The organism is Archangium gephyra (genome assembly GCF_049060025.1).
Lineage (GTDB): Bacteria > Myxococcota > Myxococcia > Myxococcales > Myxococcaceae > Archangium > Archangium gephyra_A.
The window spans coordinates 262471-283012 of the sequence record NZ_JBMEQQ010000002.1; the positions used below are offsets into that span (position 1 = coordinate 262471).

At 68.8% G+C, this 20542-nt stretch carries 19 protein-coding genes and 1 pseudogene; 7 read left to right on the forward strand and 13 right to left on the reverse strand.

Annotated features, from left to right (window positions below):
* Window position 1 precedes the first annotated feature (1 nt).
* From ACN28I_RS01280 to ACN28I_RS01300, 5 genes are read left to right on the forward strand one after another with little or no spacing between them, the layout of a single operon-like run.
* Window positions 2-2305 (forward strand): lantibiotic dehydratase, encoded by a 2304-nt coding sequence (locus ACN28I_RS01280; protein WP_420940356.1) that lies wholly within the window; start codon window positions 2-4, stop codon window positions 2303-2305.
* Window positions 2302-2616: a hypothetical protein gene (locus tag ACN28I_RS01285; protein WP_420940357.1), complete on the forward strand. Its 315-nt coding sequence runs from the start codon at window positions 2302-2304 to the stop codon at window positions 2614-2616. The genes ACN28I_RS01280 and ACN28I_RS01285 overlap by 4 nt, the downstream gene beginning before the upstream one ends.
* Window positions 2597-3811, forward strand: a complete 1215-nt coding sequence (locus tag ACN28I_RS01290; protein WP_420940358.1) for a hypothetical protein — start codon at window positions 2597-2599, stop codon at window positions 3809-3811. Before ACN28I_RS01285 ends, ACN28I_RS01290 begins: the two co-directional genes overlap by 20 nt.
* On the forward strand, window positions 3808-6099 hold the full coding sequence (locus tag ACN28I_RS01295; protein ID WP_420940359.1) for a lantibiotic dehydratase: 2292 nt from the start codon (window positions 3808-3810) through the stop codon (window positions 6097-6099). The genes ACN28I_RS01290 and ACN28I_RS01295 overlap by 4 nt, the downstream gene beginning before the upstream one ends.
* A gap of 3 nt (window positions 6100-6102) precedes the next feature.
* On the forward strand, window positions 6103-7218 hold the full coding sequence (locus tag ACN28I_RS01300) for an NAD(P)/FAD-dependent oxidoreductase (protein WP_420940360.1): 1116 nt from the start codon (window positions 6103-6105) through the stop codon (window positions 7216-7218).
* Window positions 7219-7242: 24 nt separating this feature from the next.
* On the opposite strand, the gene ACN28I_RS01305 is transcribed toward ACN28I_RS01300, so the two are convergent.
* From ACN28I_RS01305 to ACN28I_RS01355, 11 genes are all read right to left on the reverse strand, one after another.
* Window positions 7243-7632, reverse strand: coding sequence for an SMI1/KNR4 family protein (locus ACN28I_RS01305; protein ID WP_420940361.1), 390 nt, complete (start codon window positions 7630-7632; stop codon window positions 7243-7245).
* 81 nt (window positions 7633-7713) lie between these two features.
* Window positions 7714-8169 (reverse strand): SMI1/KNR4 family protein, encoded by a 456-nt coding sequence (locus tag ACN28I_RS01310; protein ID WP_420940362.1) that lies wholly within the window; start codon window positions 8167-8169, stop codon window positions 7714-7716.
* Window positions 8169-9050, reverse strand: coding sequence for an HNH endonuclease (locus ACN28I_RS01315; protein WP_420940363.1), 882 nt, complete (start codon window positions 9048-9050; stop codon window positions 8169-8171). The genes ACN28I_RS01310 and ACN28I_RS01315 overlap by 1 nt, the downstream gene beginning before the upstream one ends.
* A 3-nt stretch (window positions 9051-9053) precedes the next feature.
* A complete protein-coding gene (locus tag ACN28I_RS01320; protein ID WP_420940364.1) occupies window positions 9054-9461 on the reverse strand; it encodes a hypothetical protein in 408 nt (135 codons plus the stop codon).
* Between the two features lie 244 nt (window positions 9462-9705).
* Entirely contained in the window at window positions 9706-10479 is a 774-nt protein-coding gene (locus ACN28I_RS01325; protein WP_420940365.1) for a spermidine synthase, read from the reverse strand.
* A 74-nt stretch (window positions 10480-10553) separates the two neighbouring features.
* Entirely contained in the window at window positions 10554-11057 is a 504-nt protein-coding gene (locus ACN28I_RS01330; RefSeq protein ID WP_420940366.1) for an SRPBCC family protein, read from the reverse strand.
* Complete coding sequence (locus ACN28I_RS01335; RefSeq protein WP_420940367.1) at window positions 11054-11398, reverse strand: ArsR/SmtB family transcription factor; 345 nt, start codon at window positions 11396-11398, stop codon at window positions 11054-11056. Before ACN28I_RS01335 ends, ACN28I_RS01330 begins: the two co-directional genes overlap by 4 nt.
* 93 nt (window positions 11399-11491) lie before the next feature.
* Window positions 11492-13231, reverse strand: a complete 1740-nt coding sequence (locus ACN28I_RS01340; protein WP_420940368.1) for a hypothetical protein — start codon at window positions 13229-13231, stop codon at window positions 11492-11494.
* 1187 nt (window positions 13232-14418) lie between these two features.
* Window positions 14419-15336 carry a sterol desaturase family protein gene (locus ACN28I_RS01345; RefSeq protein ID WP_420940369.1) on the reverse strand — a complete coding sequence of 306 codons (918 nt, stop codon included), beginning with the start codon at window positions 15334-15336 and terminating at the stop codon, window positions 14419-14421.
* A gap of 11 nt (window positions 15337-15347) precedes the next feature.
* On the reverse strand, window positions 15348-15995 hold the full coding sequence (locus ACN28I_RS01350; protein WP_420940370.1) for a TetR/AcrR family transcriptional regulator: 648 nt from the start codon (window positions 15993-15995) through the stop codon (window positions 15348-15350).
* Between the two features lie 182 nt (window positions 15996-16177).
* Window positions 16178-16954 (reverse strand): hypothetical protein, encoded by a 777-nt coding sequence (locus ACN28I_RS01355; protein ID WP_420940371.1) that lies wholly within the window; start codon window positions 16952-16954, stop codon window positions 16178-16180.
* Between the two features lie 3 nt (window positions 16955-16957).
* Here ACN28I_RS01355 and ACN28I_RS01360 point away from each other — a divergent pair, with 3 nt between their 5' ends.
* A complete protein-coding gene (locus ACN28I_RS01360; RefSeq protein WP_420940372.1) occupies window positions 16958-17227 on the forward strand; it encodes a hypothetical protein in 270 nt (89 codons plus the stop codon).
* A 19-nt stretch (window positions 17228-17246) separates the two neighbouring features.
* Here the strand turns inward: ACN28I_RS01360 and ACN28I_RS01365 are convergent.
* Window positions 17247-17468: pseudogene (locus tag ACN28I_RS01365) on the reverse strand (hypothetical protein); the annotation flags it as partial.
* Between the two features lie 284 nt (window positions 17469-17752).
* On the opposite strand from ACN28I_RS01365, the gene ACN28I_RS01370 reads away from it, so the two are divergent.
* Window positions 17753-18718 carry an HNH endonuclease gene (locus ACN28I_RS01370; RefSeq protein WP_420940373.1) on the forward strand — a complete coding sequence of 322 codons (966 nt, stop codon included), beginning with the start codon at window positions 17753-17755 and terminating at the stop codon, window positions 18716-18718.
* A gap of 60 nt (window positions 18719-18778) precedes the next feature.
* Here ACN28I_RS01370 and ACN28I_RS01375 read toward each other — a convergent pair whose 3' ends face one another.
* A complete protein-coding gene (locus ACN28I_RS01375; RefSeq protein ID WP_420940374.1) occupies window positions 18779-20506 on the reverse strand; it encodes a WD40 repeat domain-containing protein in 1728 nt (575 codons plus the stop codon).
* Between the last annotated feature and the right edge of the window lie 36 nt (window positions 20507-20542).

The window sequence follows — 20542 nt, forward strand, 5'->3', positions numbered from 1 at the left end:
TATGAAGGGCTGGAGTCTCTTTCCCCACCTCGTCGTCCGCACCACCGGCTTTCCCTTCGAGCGGCTGGAGGGGCTGCGTTGTCCCGACGCCGCGGAGAGCGCCCGGAAGCTGTGGGCCGAGCGGCGTGAGCTGGAGGCGCTGAAGGCGAGCGGTCCGCGCCTGCGGCGGCCTCCGTCCTCGGTGCTGGCGGCCCTGAAGGCGGGGCGTCCGGTGGAAGTGGAGGGGCTGGAGTCCCCCGAATTCTTCGCCACCTACAACGTCCACGCCCGCGCCGCGCAGGAGGCCGAGTCCGCCTTCGAAGCGGCCTTCACCCGGGAGTCGGCCCGGGTGGAGGAGGCGCTCGCGGCGCTGCGCTCGGAGCCGCGTTTCCTGGAGGCGGTGGCGAGCTCCAGCCCTCCGGTGGCGAGGGACTTGATCGCCGGCCGGGACGGAGCGCGGCTGAAGCGGCAGGTGGCCAGCTACCTGCAGCGGGTGTGCGCGAAGAACGAGACGATGAGCTTCTTCGGCCCCATCAACTACGGGCGGGTGGAGCCCGGCGCGCCCACGGGCGTCTCGTTGCGCTGGTCCGGCCCCGAGGTGCTGGTGGGGCGCAACACCTTCGCCGCCTCGTGGCTGGTGCTGGGCCTGGTGCGCGCCATCGCGGCCGATCCGGAGGTGGCGCCCTGGCTCGTCCTGCGCCGCAAGGCCTTCGCCTCGATGCCTCCGCGCAAGGGGGCGGCGCCCAACCCCGCGAGCGTGGAGGATGTGCTCCCGCGGCTGGTGGAGGCGGTGGATGGCTCGCTGCCCCTGTCGGCGCTTCGCGAGGCGCTCGGGGTGGAGTGGCCGCTGCTGCTCGACGCCGTCCGCTTCGGCCTGCAGCGCAACCTGTTCACCCACCAGCTCGAGGTGCCCGCGGCCTCGCACCACCCGCTGGAGGATCTGGCCGAGCGGCTCGCTGGCATTCCCGGCCGGGCGGCCCGCGAGCACGTACGCGAGCTGGAGGGCCTGCTGCGGGTGATGGCGCGCTACGGCGCGGCGGACGCGGGGGCCAAGATGGCGCTCAACGAGGAGCTGGCGAAGCGCGCCCGCGAGCGCTGGGGTGTGGCGCCCGTGGCGGCGGCCTCCACGTCCGACAGCCACAACTTCTACCAGGACCGTCTCCCGATGCGGGAGGAGTGCGGTGGAGACCTGCGCCTCACGGTGGGCGGAGAGCGCGCGGAGGAGCTGACGCGGAGGCTGGAGCCTGCGCTCGGGTTGATGGGCGAGGCGGCGTTGCGCACGCGCGAGGCGGCCCGGTCTGCTGTGGCGGCCCTGGTGGGCGCGCGGACGGTGCCCTTCTGGAAGGTGGTGGCGGCGTACGGGGATCGGCCGGTGCCGTACGACACCACCGTGGCCTCGGCGCTCGCGGCGGCCATCACCGAGCCGGCGGCGCGTCGTGTGGAGCTGGATCCGGCGGTGCTCCCCACGCCCCGTACGGAGACGGAGCTGCCGATCGTCACCTCGATTGATCTGCTCGTGGGCGCTCCGGACGTGGAGGCCTGGAGCCGCGGCGACTACGAGCTGGTGGTGGGGGACGTGCACGACACGGCCCTGGTGTGGGGCTGGGCGCTGCAGTTCCACGAGGAGCGCAGGCGGGTGGAGAGCGAGCTGGTGCGGGCGCTCGGCACGCTGCGGCGGCCGATGCCCTTCGTCACCGTGCTGGCCTCGCGGCGCACGGGCCTGTTGCCCTCGGAGTTCCCCGGTCCCGTCGTGGAGCTGGGAGGCGTGAGTGCCCGGGCCTCGGCGTGGCGGCTGCCCTTCGATGACCTCCAGGTGGAGAGCGATGGGCGCACGGCCCGGCTGGTGTCCACGCGGCTGGGCACGGAGGTGTGCCTCTACAACGGGGAGATCGAGAGCCTGGTGCAGACGGCCTTCGCCCTGCCGCGCATCCGCCCCCTGCGGGTGTCCCTGGGCGCGCACACGCCCCGGGTGATGCTGGGCGGCGCGGTGCTGCAGCGCGAGCAGTGGCGGCTGGAGGCGGCGGACGGAGAGGCGTTGCTCGCCTGCAAGGACGACAAGGCGCGGCTCCGGACGGCGGTGGGCATCTGGGCGCGGATGGGACTGCCGGACCACGTGTTCGCGAAGTTCCCGGGCGAGCGCAAGCCGGTGCTCGTCGACGTGCGGAGCCCGGCGCTGCTGCGCGTCTTCGTCAACCTGCTCGAGCAGAAGGGCGAGGTGATGTTGTCGGAGATGCTTCCCGCGCCCGGGCAGTTGTGGCTGGGCGCCTCGGGCGGCAGGCACACGGCGGAGCTGCGCTGCTGCTTCCTGTGGGGCTCGGCTTCATGAAACTGCTCGTCCTGCCGCCCCACCGTGACGTGACGTGCGTGCCGGAGGCGCCCGAGGGCTGGCGGGTGCTCGACGTGGCGCGGGCCTTCTGCCAGCGCGTGATGACGCCGGAGACCCTGGCGCGGGCGGTGGAGACGCGGGAGCGCGAGCCCGCCACGCCCCAGACGATGCGGGAGTTGCTGCTCCTGCGCGCCGGGCTCGTGCTGTGGACGCGGGGGAGGGCGGACGCGCACCGGCCCCTGCGTGCCCTCGGCGCGGTGCTCACGGCCCTCTCGGGAAGCTCCGTCGGGCGTGCACGTGCGGCTGGATGACATCGAGCTGGACGGTGGCACCACCGAGCGCTCGGCCGACGTGCTCCGGATCGTCCAGCGGCCCGCGCTGTATGACGAGGATCTGGCGCGCGCGGCCGGGAGCTTCCCGGGTGCCGAGCGGGTGCGGCTGTGGCTGGAGAAGGACGTGCAACTTCCGGCGGCGGTGGCGCTGGCGGCGGCGTGTCCGGCCTCGGTGCCGCTGGAGCTCGCGGGTCCCTTCGTGGCCACCCACCGTGCGGTCCTGGCGGCGCTCCCCGCCTTCCAGCGGGCCTCCTTCCCCGAGGACGTGGCGCCGCTGCGTTGGCGGGTGGCGGCCCTGGACGCGGCGGAGCCGGAGCCGCTCACCTGGGTTCCCGAGGGTGCGCGTCCACCGGCGGAGGGCGGGCCCTGGGCGGGCCATGTGCCGCTGGGCGCCCTGGTGGAGGCCGAGGCCCTGGTGGCGAGCGGCTGCCGCACGGCGGTGGTGGGCTTCTGCGCGGTGGACGAGGGCGGAGTCCTGGGCAGTGACGGGAGGCGCGTGCCGCTGGAGGCCCTGGCCGCCGCGGTGGAGCGCCTGCGAGCCGCCGGAGCGTGCGTGGTGGCGGAGTGGTGGGTGGGCGCTCCCGGCGTGGATGAGGCCGCGCACGAGCGGACCTTCATGCTGCTCGGCCAGCGGCCCGTGTTCGATTGGGTTTCGGGAGTGAGGCCGTTCCACTGGACGCGCGGGCGCCCGGGTGAGGACTTCGCGGGTGTCCCGGTGCGCTTCCTCGCGCCGCCCGAGGACCGGGACCTGGCGCGCACGGTGCCCTTCGAGGCGCCGGGGACGGTGCCCCACGCCCGGCTGGCGGAATTGCTCACCTCGTTGGCGGGCAAGCTGCTGCAACGCGCGCCGCTCAGCCCGGGCCGGGTGGCCTGGGCCTCGATCCACCCGCCTGCCCCCGTGGTGCCTGGCGGCGAGCGGATCCGGTTGGATGGAGACTGCGCGCTGGTGCAACTGCCGGCGACGCTGGATGGCGTGGCGAAACCTTCCTGGTACGCGGCGAACCTGCGCACGGGAGGGGTGCTGGCCATGGATGCGCGGCTCGCGCCGATGGTGGCGGGGGCCGAGCAGCCGGTGACGGTGGGAGAATTGTTCGCGGCGCTGCCGGAGGCACAGCGCGGCAAGGTGGAAGCGGCGCTGGTGGGCCGCGCGGTCCTCGAGAGGGTGCACGGATGAGCGAGCGCTGGACGCTGGGCGAGGTCTTCGTACTCCGGCACGCGGGTTTCCCGTTCGACTGGCTGGAGGGCCTGGGTTTCTCGGAGGGGCTGCGGGCCGAGGTGGTGGCGCTGCTCGAGGACGAGCGGGCGCTGGTGGAGGCGGTGCGCTCCGCCGCGGGCGAGGACGCGGCCCGGACGGCGCGCGAGGCCTTGGAGAAGGGCAAGGAGCCGCCGCTCAAGCCGAAGTACGGGCCCGGGTGTGCCGAGGCGTTGGAACGCTACCGCTCGCACCGCGCGGCGCTGTCGGCCCGGTACGCGGAGGAGCGGCAGGCGTTGCGGAAGCGGCTGCGTGAGCGAGCGGCGGAGCCCGCCATCCAGGAGGCCGTCTTCTTCTCCAATCCGGCGATGTACGAGAACGTCTGGTCGCGCTACCTGGAAGGGGAGCAGCGGCCGGACAACTCGGATGCGCGGCGGGTGGAGCGGCAGGTCTACACGTACCTCCAGCGCTTCTGCGCGAAGAACGAGACGACGAGCTTCTTCGGCCCCATCTCCTACGGAGAGTGCGACGGCGAGGACGGCGAGGACGTGAAGGTGGTGCCGAGCGGGAGCACGCGGCGGCGCACCTTCCTCACCTTCTGGGCCGTCACCGAGCTGGCGCGGGCCGTGGCCCGGGAGCGCGAGGTCCGCCGGCACCTGCCGCTGCGGCTCAATCCGCTCTTCAAGGTGGAGGCGGGTCGGGCGAGCTGCGAGCCGTTGAAGTTGGAAGTGGCGCTGTCGCCGGAGGCGGAGCGGCTGCTCGGAGTATTGCCGGGAGCGCCGACGCTGGGCGCGGCAGCGAGCGCACTGGGCCAGCCGGTGGAGACGGTGGAGCGGCTGGTGCTGCCGCTGATGAAGTCGGCGCTGGTGCTGTTGGGGCTGCCCTTCGTGGCGAATGACTTCGGCACCTTCACGAGCCTGCGCGAGGCGGTGGCGGCGCTGCCCGCGTCCGAGGCCCGGGAGCGCTGGCTGTCGAGGCTGGACGAGCTGGAGCGCCTGCGCGGCGAGTTCGAGGGCGCGGGGCTGGCCCGCCGCCGGGAGCTGCTGGGGACACTGGAGACGCGCTTCACCGAGTACACGGGCAAGCCCGCGCGGCGAGGCGAGGGGCAGGTGTACTCGGACCGGCTCATCCTCTACGAGGAGGCGTCCTCACCGTTCCGGCTGAAGCTGGGGCGGCGCTTCAGCGAGGAGATGGCGGCGAAGCTGTCCGGGGCGCTGGGGCTCTCGGCGGCGTACGGGGATCGGGTGCAGCGCAGCTACCGCGAGCAGGTGCGCGATGCGCTGGGCCCCGAGGAGCGCCCGCTGGACTTCCTGGAGTACGCCGTGCGGCTGCGCCCGGATCAGGTGGCGGGGAGCCGCTTCGCGCCGGTTCCGCCCATCCTGCTCGACGAGGATCCGTCGCGCGCCCGGACGCTGCCGGAGGACTTCCTGGGCACCTCACAGCCGGGAGGCCGCTACGCACTGCCGGACGTGTGCCTCGCGGCGACGGGGAACGGTTTCGAGGTGATGTGCGCCCGCGTGCACCACCACCTGATGCTGTGGAGCTGGCTGAGCGCCTTCTACCCGGACCGGGCGCGCTACCAGTCGGTGGCGGGCCAGTGGCTGGAGCGCGAGCCCGCGGCGCGAGGGCTGGTGGGACTGGCCATCCGGCGGCGCAACAAGGGCTTCTACGTCTACCCGGGGCGGAAACTGATGTACTCGGTCTCGGACGTGCTGGACGTGGAGCAGGGCGCGCTGAAGCCACATGACGTGAAGGTGCTGCCCACGCGCGAGGGGCCGGTGCTGGTGGACGGGGAGGGGCAGCGGCTCTCGCTGTACATGCCGCTGGACGACTTCAACACGTACGCGCCCTTCGCGGCGCTGGCGCACTCGCAGGTGCTGCACGCGAAGCTGCGCACCCAGGGCCGGCACCTGCCGAGGCTCCACGTGGGCGGCGCGGTGTACCAGCGGGAGCGGTGGGAGCTGCCGACCACGCTGTTCTCGCAGGTGAGCGGGATGGATCTGCTGCTCGCGGTGGAGCGCGAGCGCCGGACGAGCGGCTGGCCGCGTTTCGTGTTCATGCGCAGTACGGTGGAGCGCAAGCCGTACCTGATCGACACGGCGTCCCCGTTCGCGCTGGAGCTGCTGCTGTACCTGTCGCGAGGGGCGGAGCAGCTCTCGGTGGAGGAGATGTACCCGGCACCGGAGGAGCTGTGGCTGAAGGACGAGCGGGGCCGCTACACCTGTGAGATGCGGATGCAGGCGGTGCGTTGGAGCGAGGAGCGGGGCTGACCGATGAGCGCTTCCCAGGACGTCATCATTCTCGGGGCCGGAGTGATGGGCCTGTCCGTGGCACGCCGGCTGGCGGCGATGGGCTCACGCGTGACGGTGTTGGATCCGGCGGAGCCCGGAGGACAGGGCTCGCGAGCGGCGGCGGGGGTGGCGATTCCCTCGGTGCGGCTGCTGGATGACCCGGACATGCTCGCCTTCACGCGGGCGGCACACGGAGCACTGGCCGAGGAGCTGGCCTCCCTGGATGACGGCCCGAGCCTGCGCCGGGGCCAGGGCGTGCTCCGGGTGGCGATGGACGCGAAGGGCCGGGACGCGCTCGGGCAGAAGGCGGCGAACCATCCCGAGTGGCTGGGCACGTGGATGGACGCGGCGCGCGTGGTGGAGCTGGAGCCCGCGCTGGAGGGCACGCCGATCCTCGGGGCCTTCGTGACCGAGCAGGGCTTCATGGTGGACACGGAGGCCTACCTCAACGCGCTGTTGCACGACCTGCACCGGAGGGGCGTGCGGGTGCGCCTGGGCGAGGGTGCGCGAGCGGTGGCCGAGGTGGAGGGTGGGGTGGAGGTGCGGACGGAGCTGGAGACGCACCGTGCGGGGAGACTGGTGGTGTGCGCGGGGGCGTGGTCGGGAGGAATCGCGGGACTGCCGCCGCTGCCGGTGAAGCCGCTGCGAGGACAGATGCTGACGATCTTCCACCCGGACGTGAGGCTGACGCGGGTGGTGTCGGGGCCCACGTACCTGGCGCCGTGGCGCATGGGGGAGATGGTCGTGGGAGCCACGGAGGAGGACGCGGGTTTCGCGTGCCACGTGACGCCGACGGGGCTGATGCACCTGGGAGCCACGGTGGCGAAGCTGGCGCCGAGGCTGCGCGAGGCGCGCTTCGGGAGGGCGTGGGCGGGACTGCGCTCGGTGACACCGGGGGGCAAGCCGCTGATTGGCCGCTACCCGGGGACGAAGGCGGTGCTGATCGCCAGCGGGCACGCGGGGCAGGGCATCCTCACGAGCGCGCTCACGGGCCGCGCGGTGGCCGAGCTCCTCGAGCACGGGCGCAGCGACATCGCGGCCGCCTTCGAGCCGGAGCGCGTGCTCCGTTCCGGGCAGGGCGGTTCCGAGCCTACGTAGGTGTCTTGACGGCTTCATGAGGCACTACTCGTGTAGCTGGGCCAGGAATTCCGAGAAGTTGTCCGCGATGGGGTGGACGTGCATCTCGACGGTGACCAGGACGACCCTGGGCTGAGCAGGCGTGTTTCGATAGTCAAAACATACGTACTGGCCGCCAGGAGTGTCGGCGAATGGGTAGATTTCAGTGGGGACATGAGGCCTCAGCGCTTCAAATGCTCGCCTCGCGGAATATGCCTGCCATCTCTCATCTTCCTGGAGCGTCAAGAGGGTGTTGAAAACATCGGTGCCCTTGTCCACATCGAAGACGGGTGCTTCTGGAGTCATGCCTTGGTGTATGGCGGCGATTCTCTTGTATTCCTCGGGAAATCGCACACCCCAGTCGTGCTCGAGCGAGCCGATCTCTTCTGGGGTCACAGGATGAGGCTCTTGCCAGAGATAGCTCAACCATCGAACGGCCACTGTTATTGATCTCCCCAGATCGCCATTCCTCCAGTGTTATGGACGTACGGTCTGGCCGTCATGCAGGTGGGTCATGAAGTCCGTGAAGCTGTCCGCTACGGGGGAGATGAACATCTCCACGGTGACCAGGATGATCCTGGGTTCTTCCGGTGATTCTCTGTAGTCGAAGCACAAGTACTCGCCACCCGGGGTGCTGGCGAACGGGTAGATTTCCTTGGGGACATGGGGCTTCACTGCCTCGTATGCACGCATGATGGAGTATGTGCGCCACTCAGTGTCTTCGATGATCGTCAGGAGTACATTGATGACGTTGGTGCCGTTGCCAACGTTGAAGACAGCGGGATGGGGAGTCATTCCCTGATACTGAGCAGCCACCTCCTTGTAGGTCTTGGGAAAAGTGGCACCCAACCGGTGCTCGAGTTGCGCGATCTCTTGAGACGTGGCTGGGTGGGGTTCGTCCCAGACATAGGGTATCCATTGCAGTGCCGTCATCAATGTCCTCCGCCCCAAATCGCCATGCCTCCCGTGTGGGGGCGTGAGAGGATGTGCGCTTCCTCTTGTACGAGTTGCATCCTGCCTACATCTTGATGATGGTGCCAGATGTATCCTCTCGGCGCTCTGTCCAGCGTCAAGAGTTGCTCGATGGTTGTTTTGCGCAACCCGAGATCCTCTGCCAGACCAGGATTTGACTTGATTGCATCGAAGAGCCTTCTGTTGGCTGCTCGCATGTGCTGTTCAGAGCGGCCACTGCCGATGTGGATGTCATCCAGAATGGTCTCGAATTTTGTGTCGAACTCCGCGAATCCATCCTTGTCGAATCGGACATTGTTCTTGCCATCCGTGATGGTTTGTCCGGCCCGGTTACGGCCCAGGTTCGTAATGGGCTTGGGCGGGTTCCTCGTGTCCTTGTAGGGCAGGATCTTCCCATCCTCGGTGAACCTCGGTTTGCGCCATGATTCGATGACCGGTAGGCGGTACGTACTCGGAGCGTCTCTGCCACCGTGCGTCCCCTGGGAAGCCATGGCGAGAGCACCCGGAGCCAGCGTCAGGGTGAAGCGGCCCTGGCCCACCAGTACCTGCCGCACCTGACCCACCGCCGACAGTCCCAGACCCAGTTGAGTCCTGGCCATGCTGGTTGCCTGCGCGTAGCCCGGCAGCCCTGGCCCCTTCATGAGCAGGTTCGTCGTCGAGCCGAGGGTGGCCGTCGCCAGCATCACCAGCAGGCGTCCCACCTGTGCCCCCATCACCCGACCGAAGCGCTCACCCGCCTCGCGGACCTCGGAGAAGGTGCGTGCCTGTTGCGTTTCCAGCTCCAGTTGTCTCCAGCCCCGCAGCAGGCTCCACACCGTGTCCACTCCCAGGTAGGCCACCATGAATCAGCCGAAGGAAACGGCGGCCGCCTGCGTCACGGGATTGGGAAATGCGAGCATGGCCAGGTAGCCCGCCATGGCGGACATCACCATGGACTGCAGCGCCACCGGGTCCACCATGCTGGCCCACACCTCCACCGAGCCGTCCCAGACCGAGCCCAGGGCGATGGTCAGCGCCAGCGTGCGCCTGGCCTCGGCCCCCATGGCGAGCCCGTTGCCTGGCAGGGAGAGGCAGTCGCCCGGAGAGCCCCGGCGCTCGCACCAGTGGTGATAGCCCCGTGTCAACGCCGTGCCGTCATCCTCCTGACCGGGTTGGCCGCAGGTGAGGAGCGCCAGCCGCGGACGGCGAGGGGCGGGCGGCTCCAACTCCGCCACCAGCCGGGCCATGGCCGCGTCGAACTGCGCCTGGCTCACCTCCAGGGGGGCCTCCGTGGAGGGCTGAAGGGGCGGGGTGTGCCCTCTCCTGTGTCCAGGTGGACCTGGATGCTGCCGCGGGGAACTTCGGTGGAAATGGCCTGGGCTGGCCCCGCTCCATCCGTTGCGCACGCCGTCAGCAACAGGAGCGCCGTTGCCACGACACTCGCCTGGGCATGAACCGGGGAACTGAAGGTCATGGCCGCGCATGATGCCCCGGGGGAGCCCTGCGTGAAACTGGCCTCTATGGAGGTGTCTTGACCCGCTCGAAGGTCATCACGCTCTCCATCAGCACGGGGAACTCCAGCTCGCGTGCGAGCCGCCAGAGCTGCTGCCAGAACAGGGCTTCGGGGGGCAACGGCGCCTGGGTGCCCACCAGGATGAGGTTGCTGTAGCGGGAGGCGCCGCGCAGCATCGCGCAGTCCTCGAAGGCCCTGGCGAAGGTCGCGATTCGCGACTCCACGCTCCACTGCTCCTCCAGCGCGATGTTGAGCACCGCGACGCCCCCGGGCTCGAGCCTGCGCCGGACGTCCTCGAAGAAGAGTGATTCCTTCAAGTGGTCCGGCGTCCCATGGTCCCAGAAGGCATCCAGGAGGATGAAATCGTAGCGGGGCCCCTGCCGCGCCATGAAGTGGGCTCCGTCCTCCACCGTGATGTGGAGCCGGGCGTCCTCGCGGACGCTGAAGAAGCGCCGGGCCACGTCGACGACCACGGGGTTGATCTCCACCACGTCCACGCGGGAGCGGCGGGGCAGGATCCGGTGCATCAGCATGGGAAACGCCCCTCCGCCCAGGCCCACCACCAGCACGCGCGAGCGGCCCTCGGTGAGCGCGAGCCCGGCGGTGGCCACGCGCACGTAGCTGGTGGGGACGGCGAAGGGATCGCTCTTGAGGATGGAGCTCTGGAGCGTCCCCTCGGGGCTGTCGAAGCGGAGCGTGCGCTGGTCGCCCACGTCCACCACGTACACGGGCCCGAAGGGCGAGTCGGCCTCGTGGACCACTGTCTCCGACGGACTCACGCCCTCGTTCTCTCATGGAGCGGTTGTGGAGGAAACTCCGGCGGGCCTCTTCCTCACCGGTCTCTTCCTCTGGCTCAGCGGTCTCGAGCGGGCGCGCTGACCCCGGCCCCGAACCGCTTGTCGAGCTTGGTGAGCTGGCTGGTGAAACCCTCCAGCTGCATCTGGGTGAACTCGGGGTTGTGCATGGGGCTCAGGGTCACGACCATGCGGACGCTGTTCCCGGACGGGAACAGCTCCATCACCATGGTGCTCTCGTAGGGCTTCACCCCGGGGATGAAGTCGATCACGTGGGTGAGCGTGAGACGCTGATGGACCTCGAGCTCCGAGAACGTGCCGCGGGTCGCGTGGGAGAGGGGCTCTCCCTGCTTCTTCATCTCTTGGATGACCTCGGGCGCGTGGGCGATCATGTCGTAGCGCAGGGTGCCGCCGAGGCGAGCGTCGATTTCATGGACCTCCACACGGAAGCCCTCCGGTCCCCACCAGGATTCGAAGCCTTCCTTGGTGGTCCACAGCTCCCACAGCTCCTGCACGCTCGCGCGGTACGTCCGCTCCAGGACCAGCTTCTTGGCTTCACTCATCTGTCTTGCTCCGGCTCGCTGTTTTCGGGTTCTTCTGTCGTTGCTTCAGGGCCGCATCCAGCCTGTCCAGACGTGCCTCCCACAGGCCCCGGTACTGCGAGAGCCACGCATCGAGCCTCTTGGAATGGCTCGGGTTTGAGGGAATAGAGCCGGCGCTGGCCGTCCGGCCGCACCGAGACGAACCCCGACTCGTGGAGGATGCGGAGATGACGCGAGACACCGGACTGGTGGATTCCCGCCTGCTGGACGATCTCGCCCACCTGCAGTTCACCGCTCCGCAACGTCTCGACGATGCGTCGCCGGGTGGGGTCCGCCAGACTCTGGAAGGCATCGAGATGCATGGCGGTGCATATACATATCCATGCATATATCCGGCGTCAATGTCCCTCCCGGCCCCCTCCTGTGAACGTGAACAGGAGCTCTTGCCTACCTGCTCAGTAGAGGTTCACCGCGTCGAACGGGCGGTTGAGCTTGCTGCGCGCGCGGGGCAGGGCCTTGCGCACGGCCTCGGCGTCACCGCGCGAGAGCGCCTGCACCAGCGGCTCCGTCTCCGCGGGGGTGGTGGTGCTCGCCTGGGCGCAGCGCAGCGCCTCCGTCCAGTCGTGGCTTCCCTCGGCCAGCGCCTGTCCCGCCAGGCTCTGCGCCGCCCGGAGCGGATCTCCAATGACGCGCGCCTGCTCCGCCGCCCGCGAGAACCACTGCGCCGCCGTCCCGGGCTCCGTGCCCAGCAGGTTCAGCCCCAGGTCCGCGGCGATCACCTGCTGGTGCAGGGGGTCTCCCAGCTCCCCGGCGCACGTGAAGGCCTTGGTGTAGCTGGCCACGGCGGCCTCGCGCTCCCCGTTGGCCATCTGCAGCGCCGCCAGCCGGTAGCGGTGGTGCTTGGCGAAGTTGGCTCCCCAGTTGGCGCTGATCTTCTCGAAGCGCCGCCAGATGGCGATGGACTCCGGGAAGTTCCTCGCCGTCTCCTGCAGGTAGCTGGCGTTGGAGATGAGGTTGATCTTCAGGTGCGTGGCGCTCGCGTCGTGCAGGTCTCCCACGCAGCGCATGGCCAGCTTCTCCTGCTCCTGCGCCAGGGGGAGCTTCTTCTCCAGGAAGTACGTGAGCGCGTAGACATTGCGCAGCCAGGCCTCGTGGAGCTTGCGCAGCGGCGTGTCGAGCCCCTCCATCAGCGCGATCCCCGCCTCCACCTCGGCGCGCGCATCCGGGAGCTGCGCCAGGCGCTTGGTGCGGGTGAGGGCGCGGAACATGCGCAGGTGGGCCAGCCGCTCCGGCGGCGCCCGGCGCTCCAGGCCCCGCCCGAAGGCCTCCAGCGCCTCGTCGTGCTGGCCGGTGAAGACGTGCACCACGCCGATGCTCCGCTCGAAGAGCACGCGCAGTTCCTCCGCGTCCCCCAGGCTGCTCTTGTCGATCTCGATGGCCGGCGTGGAGAAGCCGGTGTCCAGCGCGTCCCAGCCCTCGGCCACGCGCGAGGGGGAGAGCCCCGCCCCCGCGGCGTCGAGCAGCGCCAGCCCGCGCTCGGCGGCGAGCATGGCGCCCTCGTAGTTGGTGGTGAAGAAGCAGCTCCGGATGGCGAGCACGGCCGCGGCGATGCGGTGCTCGAGCGACGCGTCGTCGTCCACCACCGCGCCCAGGTAGCGGCCCTCCAGGTCCACGGCCGGCTCCAGGGCCCGGCCGGACACGGGGCCCACGCCGCCGCCGGGGGCCGTGGTGCGCATGCGCTCGCACAGCGAGCCGAGGAAGTCCCGCCGCCGCGTCTCGAAGGAGGCGGCGTAGTGCGGCCGGCGCCCGTTCCAGCCGGTGAGCAGGATGCGGCCCTCCAATTGCTCCAACCGGCCCCACTCGGCGGCCCGCATCACCGCGCGCAGGCTGACGAGATCGCACTCACCCGCGCCGTGGACGACGAGGGGCCGTCCGCTCACCCGCAGCGTCTCCACGATGGCGCGCGCCGCCAGGTTGAGCACCCAGAACATCTGCTCGGACTCGCGGTGCAGCCGGCGCTCGGACGGCGTGAGGGCCAGGTCCGTCAGATCCGGCGCGCCCTGGATGGAGCCGGGGAAGAGGCGGTTCCACTCGGCGGGACGCTGGAGCGCCAGGGGCCGCACGGCCTCGGGCGCCGCGTCCTCACACGCCCGGAGGATCTTCCGCAGGCCCCCGAAGGCCACGGGCAGTGCCACGCCGGCATCCACTTCGATCGCCCTGCCAGGCAGAACGCCAGGTGAACCACCATCGACCAACACCGCGATCGCGCTCTGATTGCTCACGTCTACCTCGGGGGGAGAGGTCCTTGCAGGCCGAACAGCCCTTTGCAGCCCTATTGTCACTGTTTTCTTGGATTCCAGCAATCGGTCAAAACCCCCCGGTGCTGCTACAGTGTGGGCGTCCATGAGCACTTTGGCTCCGGGCGAGTCCCCGGTCCTGTCCTTCCGGCACATGCTGTCGGACGCGGTTGGTTCATTCCTCCATGAGACGGGGCTGAGTCCCACGGACGTGGCGGACCCCCTCAGCGAGCTCCTCGTGACGCTGTCGCGCTACCGAGAGGAGGGCGAGCCGCTCTTCCCGGTGGCGTTCCTGGGGGACGACCTGGAGGGGATGCTGCGGGTGCTGGGCGGGACGGAGCCGATCGCGATCGGCAAGGGCCCCCGGTCCCGGGAGACGATTCAACGGGCGCTCAAGCAGTGCGCGCCCCTGGGCCAGGGGCGGTGGTGGTCGCTGTACGTGCTGCTGGTGCCGGAGGGCTTCGCCTACGGGGTGTTCCGGACGGAGCCCTTCCCGCTGGTGGAGACGCCGCTGGAGCGGATGCGGCGGGCCGGAGAGCGCTCGCTGCGGATGGTGGGCGTGCTGCAGCTGGCGGAGAACGTCATCGAGCTGAGGGGCATGGGCGGCCTCTACCGGCACGTCTTCCTGTCGGGCGCGCGGATGGAGGCGATGCTGCCCACGGTGGCCATGGACGAGCTGGCGCTGGGGCTGACGGCGGACGTGCTGGAGCCGGCGCGCGGCCACACGCGGGACTTCTACCGGCGGGTGCTCTTCGAGGCGCTGCAGGCCTCGCACGGCACGCTGGTGGCGGTGTTGCCCAAGAAGAGCGAGGGCTCGCCGCTGTTCGTGGACGGCGTCTTGTTGGAGGAGCCGCTGGACATGGTGGCGCGGGTGATGCGCTACCACGAGTCGCGGGAGGCGGAAGCGGCGGCGGCGGTGAGCCTCGGCGGCGCAGCTCCTGCGCGGGATGATGGCGACGGATGGCATCACCGTGCTGCGCTCGGACGGCTGCATCCTGGGCTACAACGTGTTCATCCGTCACCCGGAGTCGCTGGGCCGCGAGTCCGTGCGCGTGGGCGGCGCGCGGCGGCGGACCTACGAGGTGCTATGCGCGAGGGTGGGACGGGAGCTGACGACCGCCTTCTTCCGCTCCCAGGACGGCGCCATCGCCTGCTGCCGGGACTGAGGCCGCCGGGGGCTGCCAGGCGGGGCCCCGGAACACGAGCCCCAGCCGCACGCGCAGCGGATGGGGACGCCGCACGTCACGGAGGATGGCGGCGTACTCGTGGAAGGCGATGCGCAGCGGGTTGTACGTCCGGAGGTTCTTGGTGAGGCCGTAGACGGGGCGCTCGTCCTCGGCCTGGAAGGTGCCGAAGAGCCGATCCCAGATGATGAGGATGCCGGCGTAGTTGCGATCCAGGTAGCGCGGGTTGGCGCCGTGGTGCACGCGGTGGTGGGAGGGCGTGTTGAGCACCCACTCGAGCGGCCCCATGCGGCCGATGGCCTCGGTGTGGATCCAGAACTGGTAGAGCAGGCTGATGGCATGGGCGGTGAGCACCATGGCCGGATGGAAGCCGAGCAGCGGCAGCGGCGCCCAGAAGAGCAGGCCCGTCATGGGCGTCCACGTCTGGCGCAGGGCGGTGGAGAGGTTGTAGTGCTGGCTGGAGTGGTGCACCACGTGCGAGGCCCAGAAGAAGCGGGACTCGTGATGGACGCGGTGGAACCAGTAGTAGCAGAGGTCCTCGGCGAAGAAGAGCAGCACCCAGGCGAAGAGCCCGTTGCCGAGCCTCAGCGGCGTGGCCTCGTAGAGGACGGAGTAGAAGGCATACTCCACGCCCTTCCAGCCCATGTAGATGAGGGAGTAGACGGTGCCCATGGTGAGGCTGGCCGCGGTGTCCTTGGCGGCGTAGCCCACGTTGCCCTCGTCGCGGTGCCGGGCGAGCCAGAAGGCCTCCACGGCCATGAGCAGGATGAACGCCGGCGTGGCGAGCTGGGTAGGGTCCAGGGACTGAAGGTCGGCCATGGTGCGGCTCCCTAGGGGTGGGGTGGAGCGGAGAAGGCGCTGCGGGCGAGCTGGACGAGCAGCGCGAGCATCTGCCGGTGATCGGGATTGGCGGGGAGGGCGACGCCACCGACGGCGGCGCCCTGAATGGCGTTGAGGATGAGCTCGATGATGGCGTCGAAGCCGGGGTGGGTGGCGGCGACGTCGGGGAAGAGCTCGCGAGCGACGCGGTGGAGGTGGCGGCGGTGGGGCGGGTCCACGGAGCTCAGGGCGGAGGCGAGCTCCGCATCGGTGCGCGCGGCGACGTACAGCTCGATGGCGGCGAGGAGCTCGGGGCGCTGGTAGATGGACCACAGCCGCTCGATGGCCTGGGCGACGCGGTCCCCCGGGGAGGGGACGGTGGCGTCGACGGTGGAGCGGTACTCGGTGATGAGGCGGGGAAAGAGGTGCTCGACGGCGGCGCCGAGCAGCCCGGCCTTGGTGGGGAAATGTTTGAAGAGGGCCCCGTGGGAGATGCCGGCGCGCTGGGCCACGGCGAGCGTGGTGGTCCGGGCGTAACCCAGCTCCACGAGACACTCGACGGTGGCCTCGAGCAGCTTGAGGCGGGTGGTGTCCCGCCGCTCCTGCTGGGTACGCCGGACGCGCGGCGCCGCCTCCAACTCCGGGGATGATTCAGACATACGCACAGTGTAGCGCCGTCAAGTTCAAAAAGAAAGTGAGCACTCACTCTCTAAATTGAAGGGGGAGGGAGACCGGGCAACCAACCCCCCGGAGCGTCAGACGGCCCCCTGGATGGAGCGTGAAAACCCCACCCCTCGCCCACCGGGAGAGGGTCGGGGTGAGGGTGCCGGAGTCCTGGGGTTCATCCCTCGGAGAGGGCGTGCTCGGGGTGGGCCTCGGCGGAGGAGCGGGTGGCCTGGTAGAGGCGGTGGGCCTCCTCGGCGGACACGCCGCGCAGGAAGTAGGCGCGGGCGGCGGTGCCGATGGCGAGGGTGCCGGCGAAGGCCACGGCGCCGGAGACGACATTGCCGGCGCCGGGGAAGACGAATTTGACGAGGGCGCGAGCGGCCTCGCGCAGGGCGAAGGCGGCGCCGACGTTGACGCCGAGGGCGGTGAGGAACTCCCCGGAGGCCTTGAGATCCAACTGGCGGCCGGAGATCCACCCGATGCCGGCGATGAGGCTGAGCTGGGCGGAGGTGATGGGGATGATGTCGGCGACGGGGATGGGGACGACGGCGACGCCCATGCAGAGCGAGGCCATGGCGCGGGTGAGGGTGGTGGCGAGCTCCTCCTGGAGGGTGCGCACGCGCGTCACGCGGGCGAGGACGAGCCGGCCCTGCTCGGGCAGCTCGCGAAAGAGCACCTGGGCGAGCTCGCCCAGCCTCCATCGCTCGTCCGAGCGGATGCTCCCATCCGGGCGCCAGGACAGATAGGTGGAGACGCCGAGGACGGAGACGAGCTCGCCGCGCAGCTCGGGGCGGGAGCGGAGCTTCTCCCGGAGCTGACGCTCGACGGCCTCGACGTGGCGGAGCTTCTCCTGGAGCTCGGCGGGGTCCTGCGACTCGGGGAGGTGGAGATCGGCGCGCTTGGGCTCGAGCAGATCGCAGTGGGTGGCGACGCCGATGAGGGGAGGGCGCACGCCGTGGGCCTGCTCGACGGCGGAGGCGATCTGCGTGAGGACGTCGAGGTCGGCGTCGATGGCGGCGTCGACCTCGGAGGCCTTGATGAGGAAGAGGAGGGCGTCGGGGGCCTTGCGGCGGACCTCGGCGAGGATGGAGTCGAGGGGCGTGTCGGCGGCATCGGCCTCCTCGGGGCGGGAGCCCTCCTGGAGGCCGCGGGTGTCGAGGATGGAGAGGGTGCCGAGCTTCGCCCCGGACGTCGAACCAGCGGCCCTGGCCGGTCTGGGCGGTGACGTGGCCGACCTCGGCGACGCGGGCGCCGAAGAAGGCGTTGATGAGGGAGGACTTGCCGGCGCCGCGGCGGCCCACGAGGACGAGGTTGGGCGAGCGCTGTTCGAGCAGCAAGGCGCGCAGGTGGGAAATCTTCTGGCGGATGTCGCGGGCGAGCGGATCCGGGACGCGGTCCAGCAGCTCCTCGAGCCGGCGGACCGTCTCGGAGATTTCGAGGAATGTGGGTTCGTTGGGGGCGGCCATGGGTCCTCCTCGGAGATGGGCATGACATACGGCGGAGGGGAGTTCGCCGCACGGGCCTGAGCCATTCCGGCGGCGAGGTGTGCTCGCCCGTGGGGCTGGCGAGGGTGGTTTGACACGGGTGAGCGCCGTGGAGCCTTAGGTGTCTGAACCCGACGAGACCCGTCTTTTCAGGTCCCCTGTGGTGGGACCACCTTGAGAGGACTGGTATACGGACCTCCTCCCGGCTCCTGTACGGGCCGGCCAACCCCCCTTGGTCGGCAGTATGCATTCCGTGCGGAGCATTCGTGTCCCTGTATCTCGTTCCGGCAACCCGAAAGAATCTGGAGACCTCGATCGAAAAGGAGGTGGACCCCAATCATCTGGCTACTCATCTCTCCGGCGAAGTTCTTGCGGAAATCCAATCGAGAGCCGGAATGGAAGGCATTCGCTGTTGGGCCATGACCGTCACCCTCCGTTCCGCTTTCAAGGCCATGCAGCCCGGCGACATCGTCCTCCTCTCTGAAGAGGGCACCAGGCGCTTCACCCATTACTCACAGGTCACTTGCAAGGTGGAGAACAAGGCGCTCGGAGATGCTCTCTGGCCGGTGAGGCAGGAGAAGTCCTGGGAGCTCATCTACTTCCTGCGCAATATCCGGAGGCTCAGCATTCCCAAAGCCGACCTCGTGACGAAACTGGGTTACAAGCCCAACTACGAAGTCCCGGGCTCCATCCTCGTGACGGAAGAGCGAATCCAAGACTTTGAATCAAAGCATGACCCCATCGCCGATTGGCTTGGAGTTCCCTATCTTCAAGCCGAATACACGGATGTCTTGGGCGAGGTGCGCGACGGGGAGCAAGCAGATTACTCAGCCTCCAATGTACTGACGGCCACGAAGCGGCGTCGCCATCACGAGATATTCGCCGCGAAGGTCAAGGCCAACTACGGAATGGCCTGTGCCATGTGTGGCATCTCCCATCCGGATTTCCTGGTGGCGGGTCATATCGTGGCCTGGTCCGAGGACGAGCAGAACCGGCTCAACCCAGCCAATGGCTTGTGCCTTTGCGTCATGCATGACCGTGCCTTCGAACGGGGTTATCTCACCCTGGATGAGGACCTTCGCATCAGGATGAATCCCCGCCTCAGCCTCGCTTCACCACTGGGCCAGCAACTGAAGGCCATCGATGGACAGCGCATCCGCCGTCCAGTGGCTCATCCGCCGGCTCCAGAACTCCTGAGGCGGCACCGGAACAGGTTTCCTCCCCAAGAATGAAGAAAGAAGGGCACGTGCACCTCATACGTCTTCACGCGTGGAGAGGCGCCTGCAAGGGGGTCAGGGAAGCCGGCCATGGGATTGCTCGCAACGTTCATGGCCTTGACGTGCCGCCTCAGGAGATTCGAAGAGGTAACTCACGCGTTCGTTGGTAGAGAGGCACGCTGTAGTGGCATTCAAGAAAGATGTGAGCAGCAGGCGGGGGTCTGTAGGCCAGATATCAACCAGTCCATGATGGCTCAAGGCAACGATGCCCGAGCCATCTGGAAGGAATGATGCACGTCCTACCTGTTGCAGAATGAGGGGGCGAAGCTGTTCATCCACATGCCAGATGCGAGCGGTGTCATCCGCAGAGGCAGTGAGGACGAGTAAGCCGTCGGGGCTGAAGGTGGCAGAGTCCACTTTCCCGGTATGGCCTGCGAGGATGAAAAGCACCTTCGTGTTGTCGGTGCGCCAGATGCGAGCGGTGTTATCCGCAGAGGCAGTGAGGACGAGGGTGCCGTCAGGGCTGAAGGTGGCGGAATTCACTTCATCGTTATGGCCTGAGAGGATGAGCGGCCGCCCCGTACCGTCGGTGCGCCAGATGCGAGCCGTCTTGTCCCAAGAGGCCGTGAGGGCGAGGGAGCCATCGGGGCTGAAGGCGGCGGAATTCACTCCTTTTTTATGGCCTGAGAGGATGAGCGGTTCCCCCGTACCGTCGGTGCGCCAGATGCGAGCCGTCTTGTCCCAAGAGGCAGTGAGGACGAGGGAGCCGTCGGAACTGAAGGTGGCGGAACTCACTTCATCATCATGGCCTGAGAGGATGAGCGGCTCCCCCGTACCGTCAGTGTGCCAGATGCGAGCGGTTTTATCCGCGGAAGCAGTGAGGACGAGGGAGCCATCGGGGCTGAAGGTGGCGGAATTCACTGCATCATCATGGCCTGAGAGGATGAGCGGCTCCCCCGTACCGTCGGTGTGCCAGATGCGAACGGTTCCATCCAAAGAGGCCGTGAGGATGAGGGAGCCATCGGGGCTGAAGGCGGCGGAAGTTATTGTATCGGTCTCGCTTGAGAGGATGAGAGGCTCCCCTGTCCCGTCGGTGCGCCAGATGCGAGCAGTTCCGTCGAAATGGGCCATGAAAACGCGGGCGCCATCGGGGCTGAAGGTGGTGTAGTACGCTGCGTTGGTATGGCCTGAGAGGATGAGAAACCTCCCTGTGCCATCGGTGCGCCAGATGCGAGCGGTTCCATCCAAAGATGCAGTGAGGACGAAGGAGCTATCGGGGCTGAAGGTGGTGTAGTACACGGCGTTGGTATGGCCTGAGAGGATGCGAGGCTGCTCCGAGTCGTCGGTGCGCCAGATGCGAGCGGTTCCATCCCAAGAGGCAGTGAGGACGAAGGAGCCATCGGGGCTGAAGGTGGCGGAGCTCACTTCATCATCATGGCCTGAAAGGATGAGGGGCTCCTCCTTGCCGCCGGTGTGCCAGATGCGAGCGGTTTTATCCACGGAGGCCGTGAGGACGAGGGAGCCATCGGGGCTGAAGGTGGCGGAAGTGACTGTATCTGTATGGCCTGAGAGGATGCGAGGTTGCCGCGTACCGTCGGTGCGCCAGACGCGGGCGGTGTTGTCCACAGAGGCGGTGAGGACGAGGGAACCATCGGGGCTGAAGATGGCGGAAGTCACTTCATCTTTATGGCCCGAGAGGATGAGAGGTTGCCCCGTACCGTCGGTGCGCCAGATGCGAGCCGTCTTGTCCGCGGATGCAGTGACGACGAGGGCGCCATCGGGGCTGAAGGTGGCGGAACGCACTCCTTTTTGTGGCCCGAGAGGATGAGAGGCTGCCCC

Coding starts and splice junctions, on each gene's coding strand:
- ACN28I_RS01280 (WP_420940356.1), top strand. CDS start 2: ATGAAGGGCTGGAGTCTCTTTCCCCACCTCGTCGTCCGCACCACCGGC.
- ACN28I_RS01285 (WP_420940357.1), top strand. CDS start 2,302: ATGAAACTGCTCGTCCTGCCGCCCCACCGTGACGTGACGTGCGTGCCG.
- ACN28I_RS01295 (WP_420940359.1), top strand. CDS start 3,808: ATGAGCGAGCGCTGGACGCTGGGCGAGGTCTTCGTACTCCGGCACGCG.
- ACN28I_RS01345 (WP_420940369.1), bottom strand. CDS start 15,336: ATGGCCGACCTTCAGTCCCTGGACCCTACCCAGCTCGCCACGCCGGCG.
- ACN28I_RS01315 (WP_420940363.1), bottom strand. CDS start 9,050: ATGGTGGCCTACCTGGGAGTGGACACGGTGTGGAGCCTGCTGCGGGGC.
- ACN28I_RS01310 (WP_420940362.1), bottom strand. CDS start 8,169: ATGACGGCACTGCAATGGATACCCTATGTCTGGGACGAACCCCACCCA.
- ACN28I_RS01335 (WP_420940367.1), bottom strand. CDS start 11,398: ATGCATCTCGATGCCTTCCAGAGTCTGGCGGACCCCACCCGGCGACGC.
- ACN28I_RS01350 (WP_420940370.1), bottom strand. CDS start 15,995: ATGTCTGAATCATCCCCGGAGTTGGAGGCGGCGCCGCGCGTCCGGCGT.
- ACN28I_RS01330 (WP_420940366.1), bottom strand. CDS start 11,057: ATGAGTGAAGCCAAGAAGCTGGTCCTGGAGCGGACGTACCGCGCGAGC.
- ACN28I_RS01300 (WP_420940360.1), top strand. CDS start 6,103: ATGAGCGCTTCCCAGGACGTCATCATTCTCGGGGCCGGAGTGATGGGC.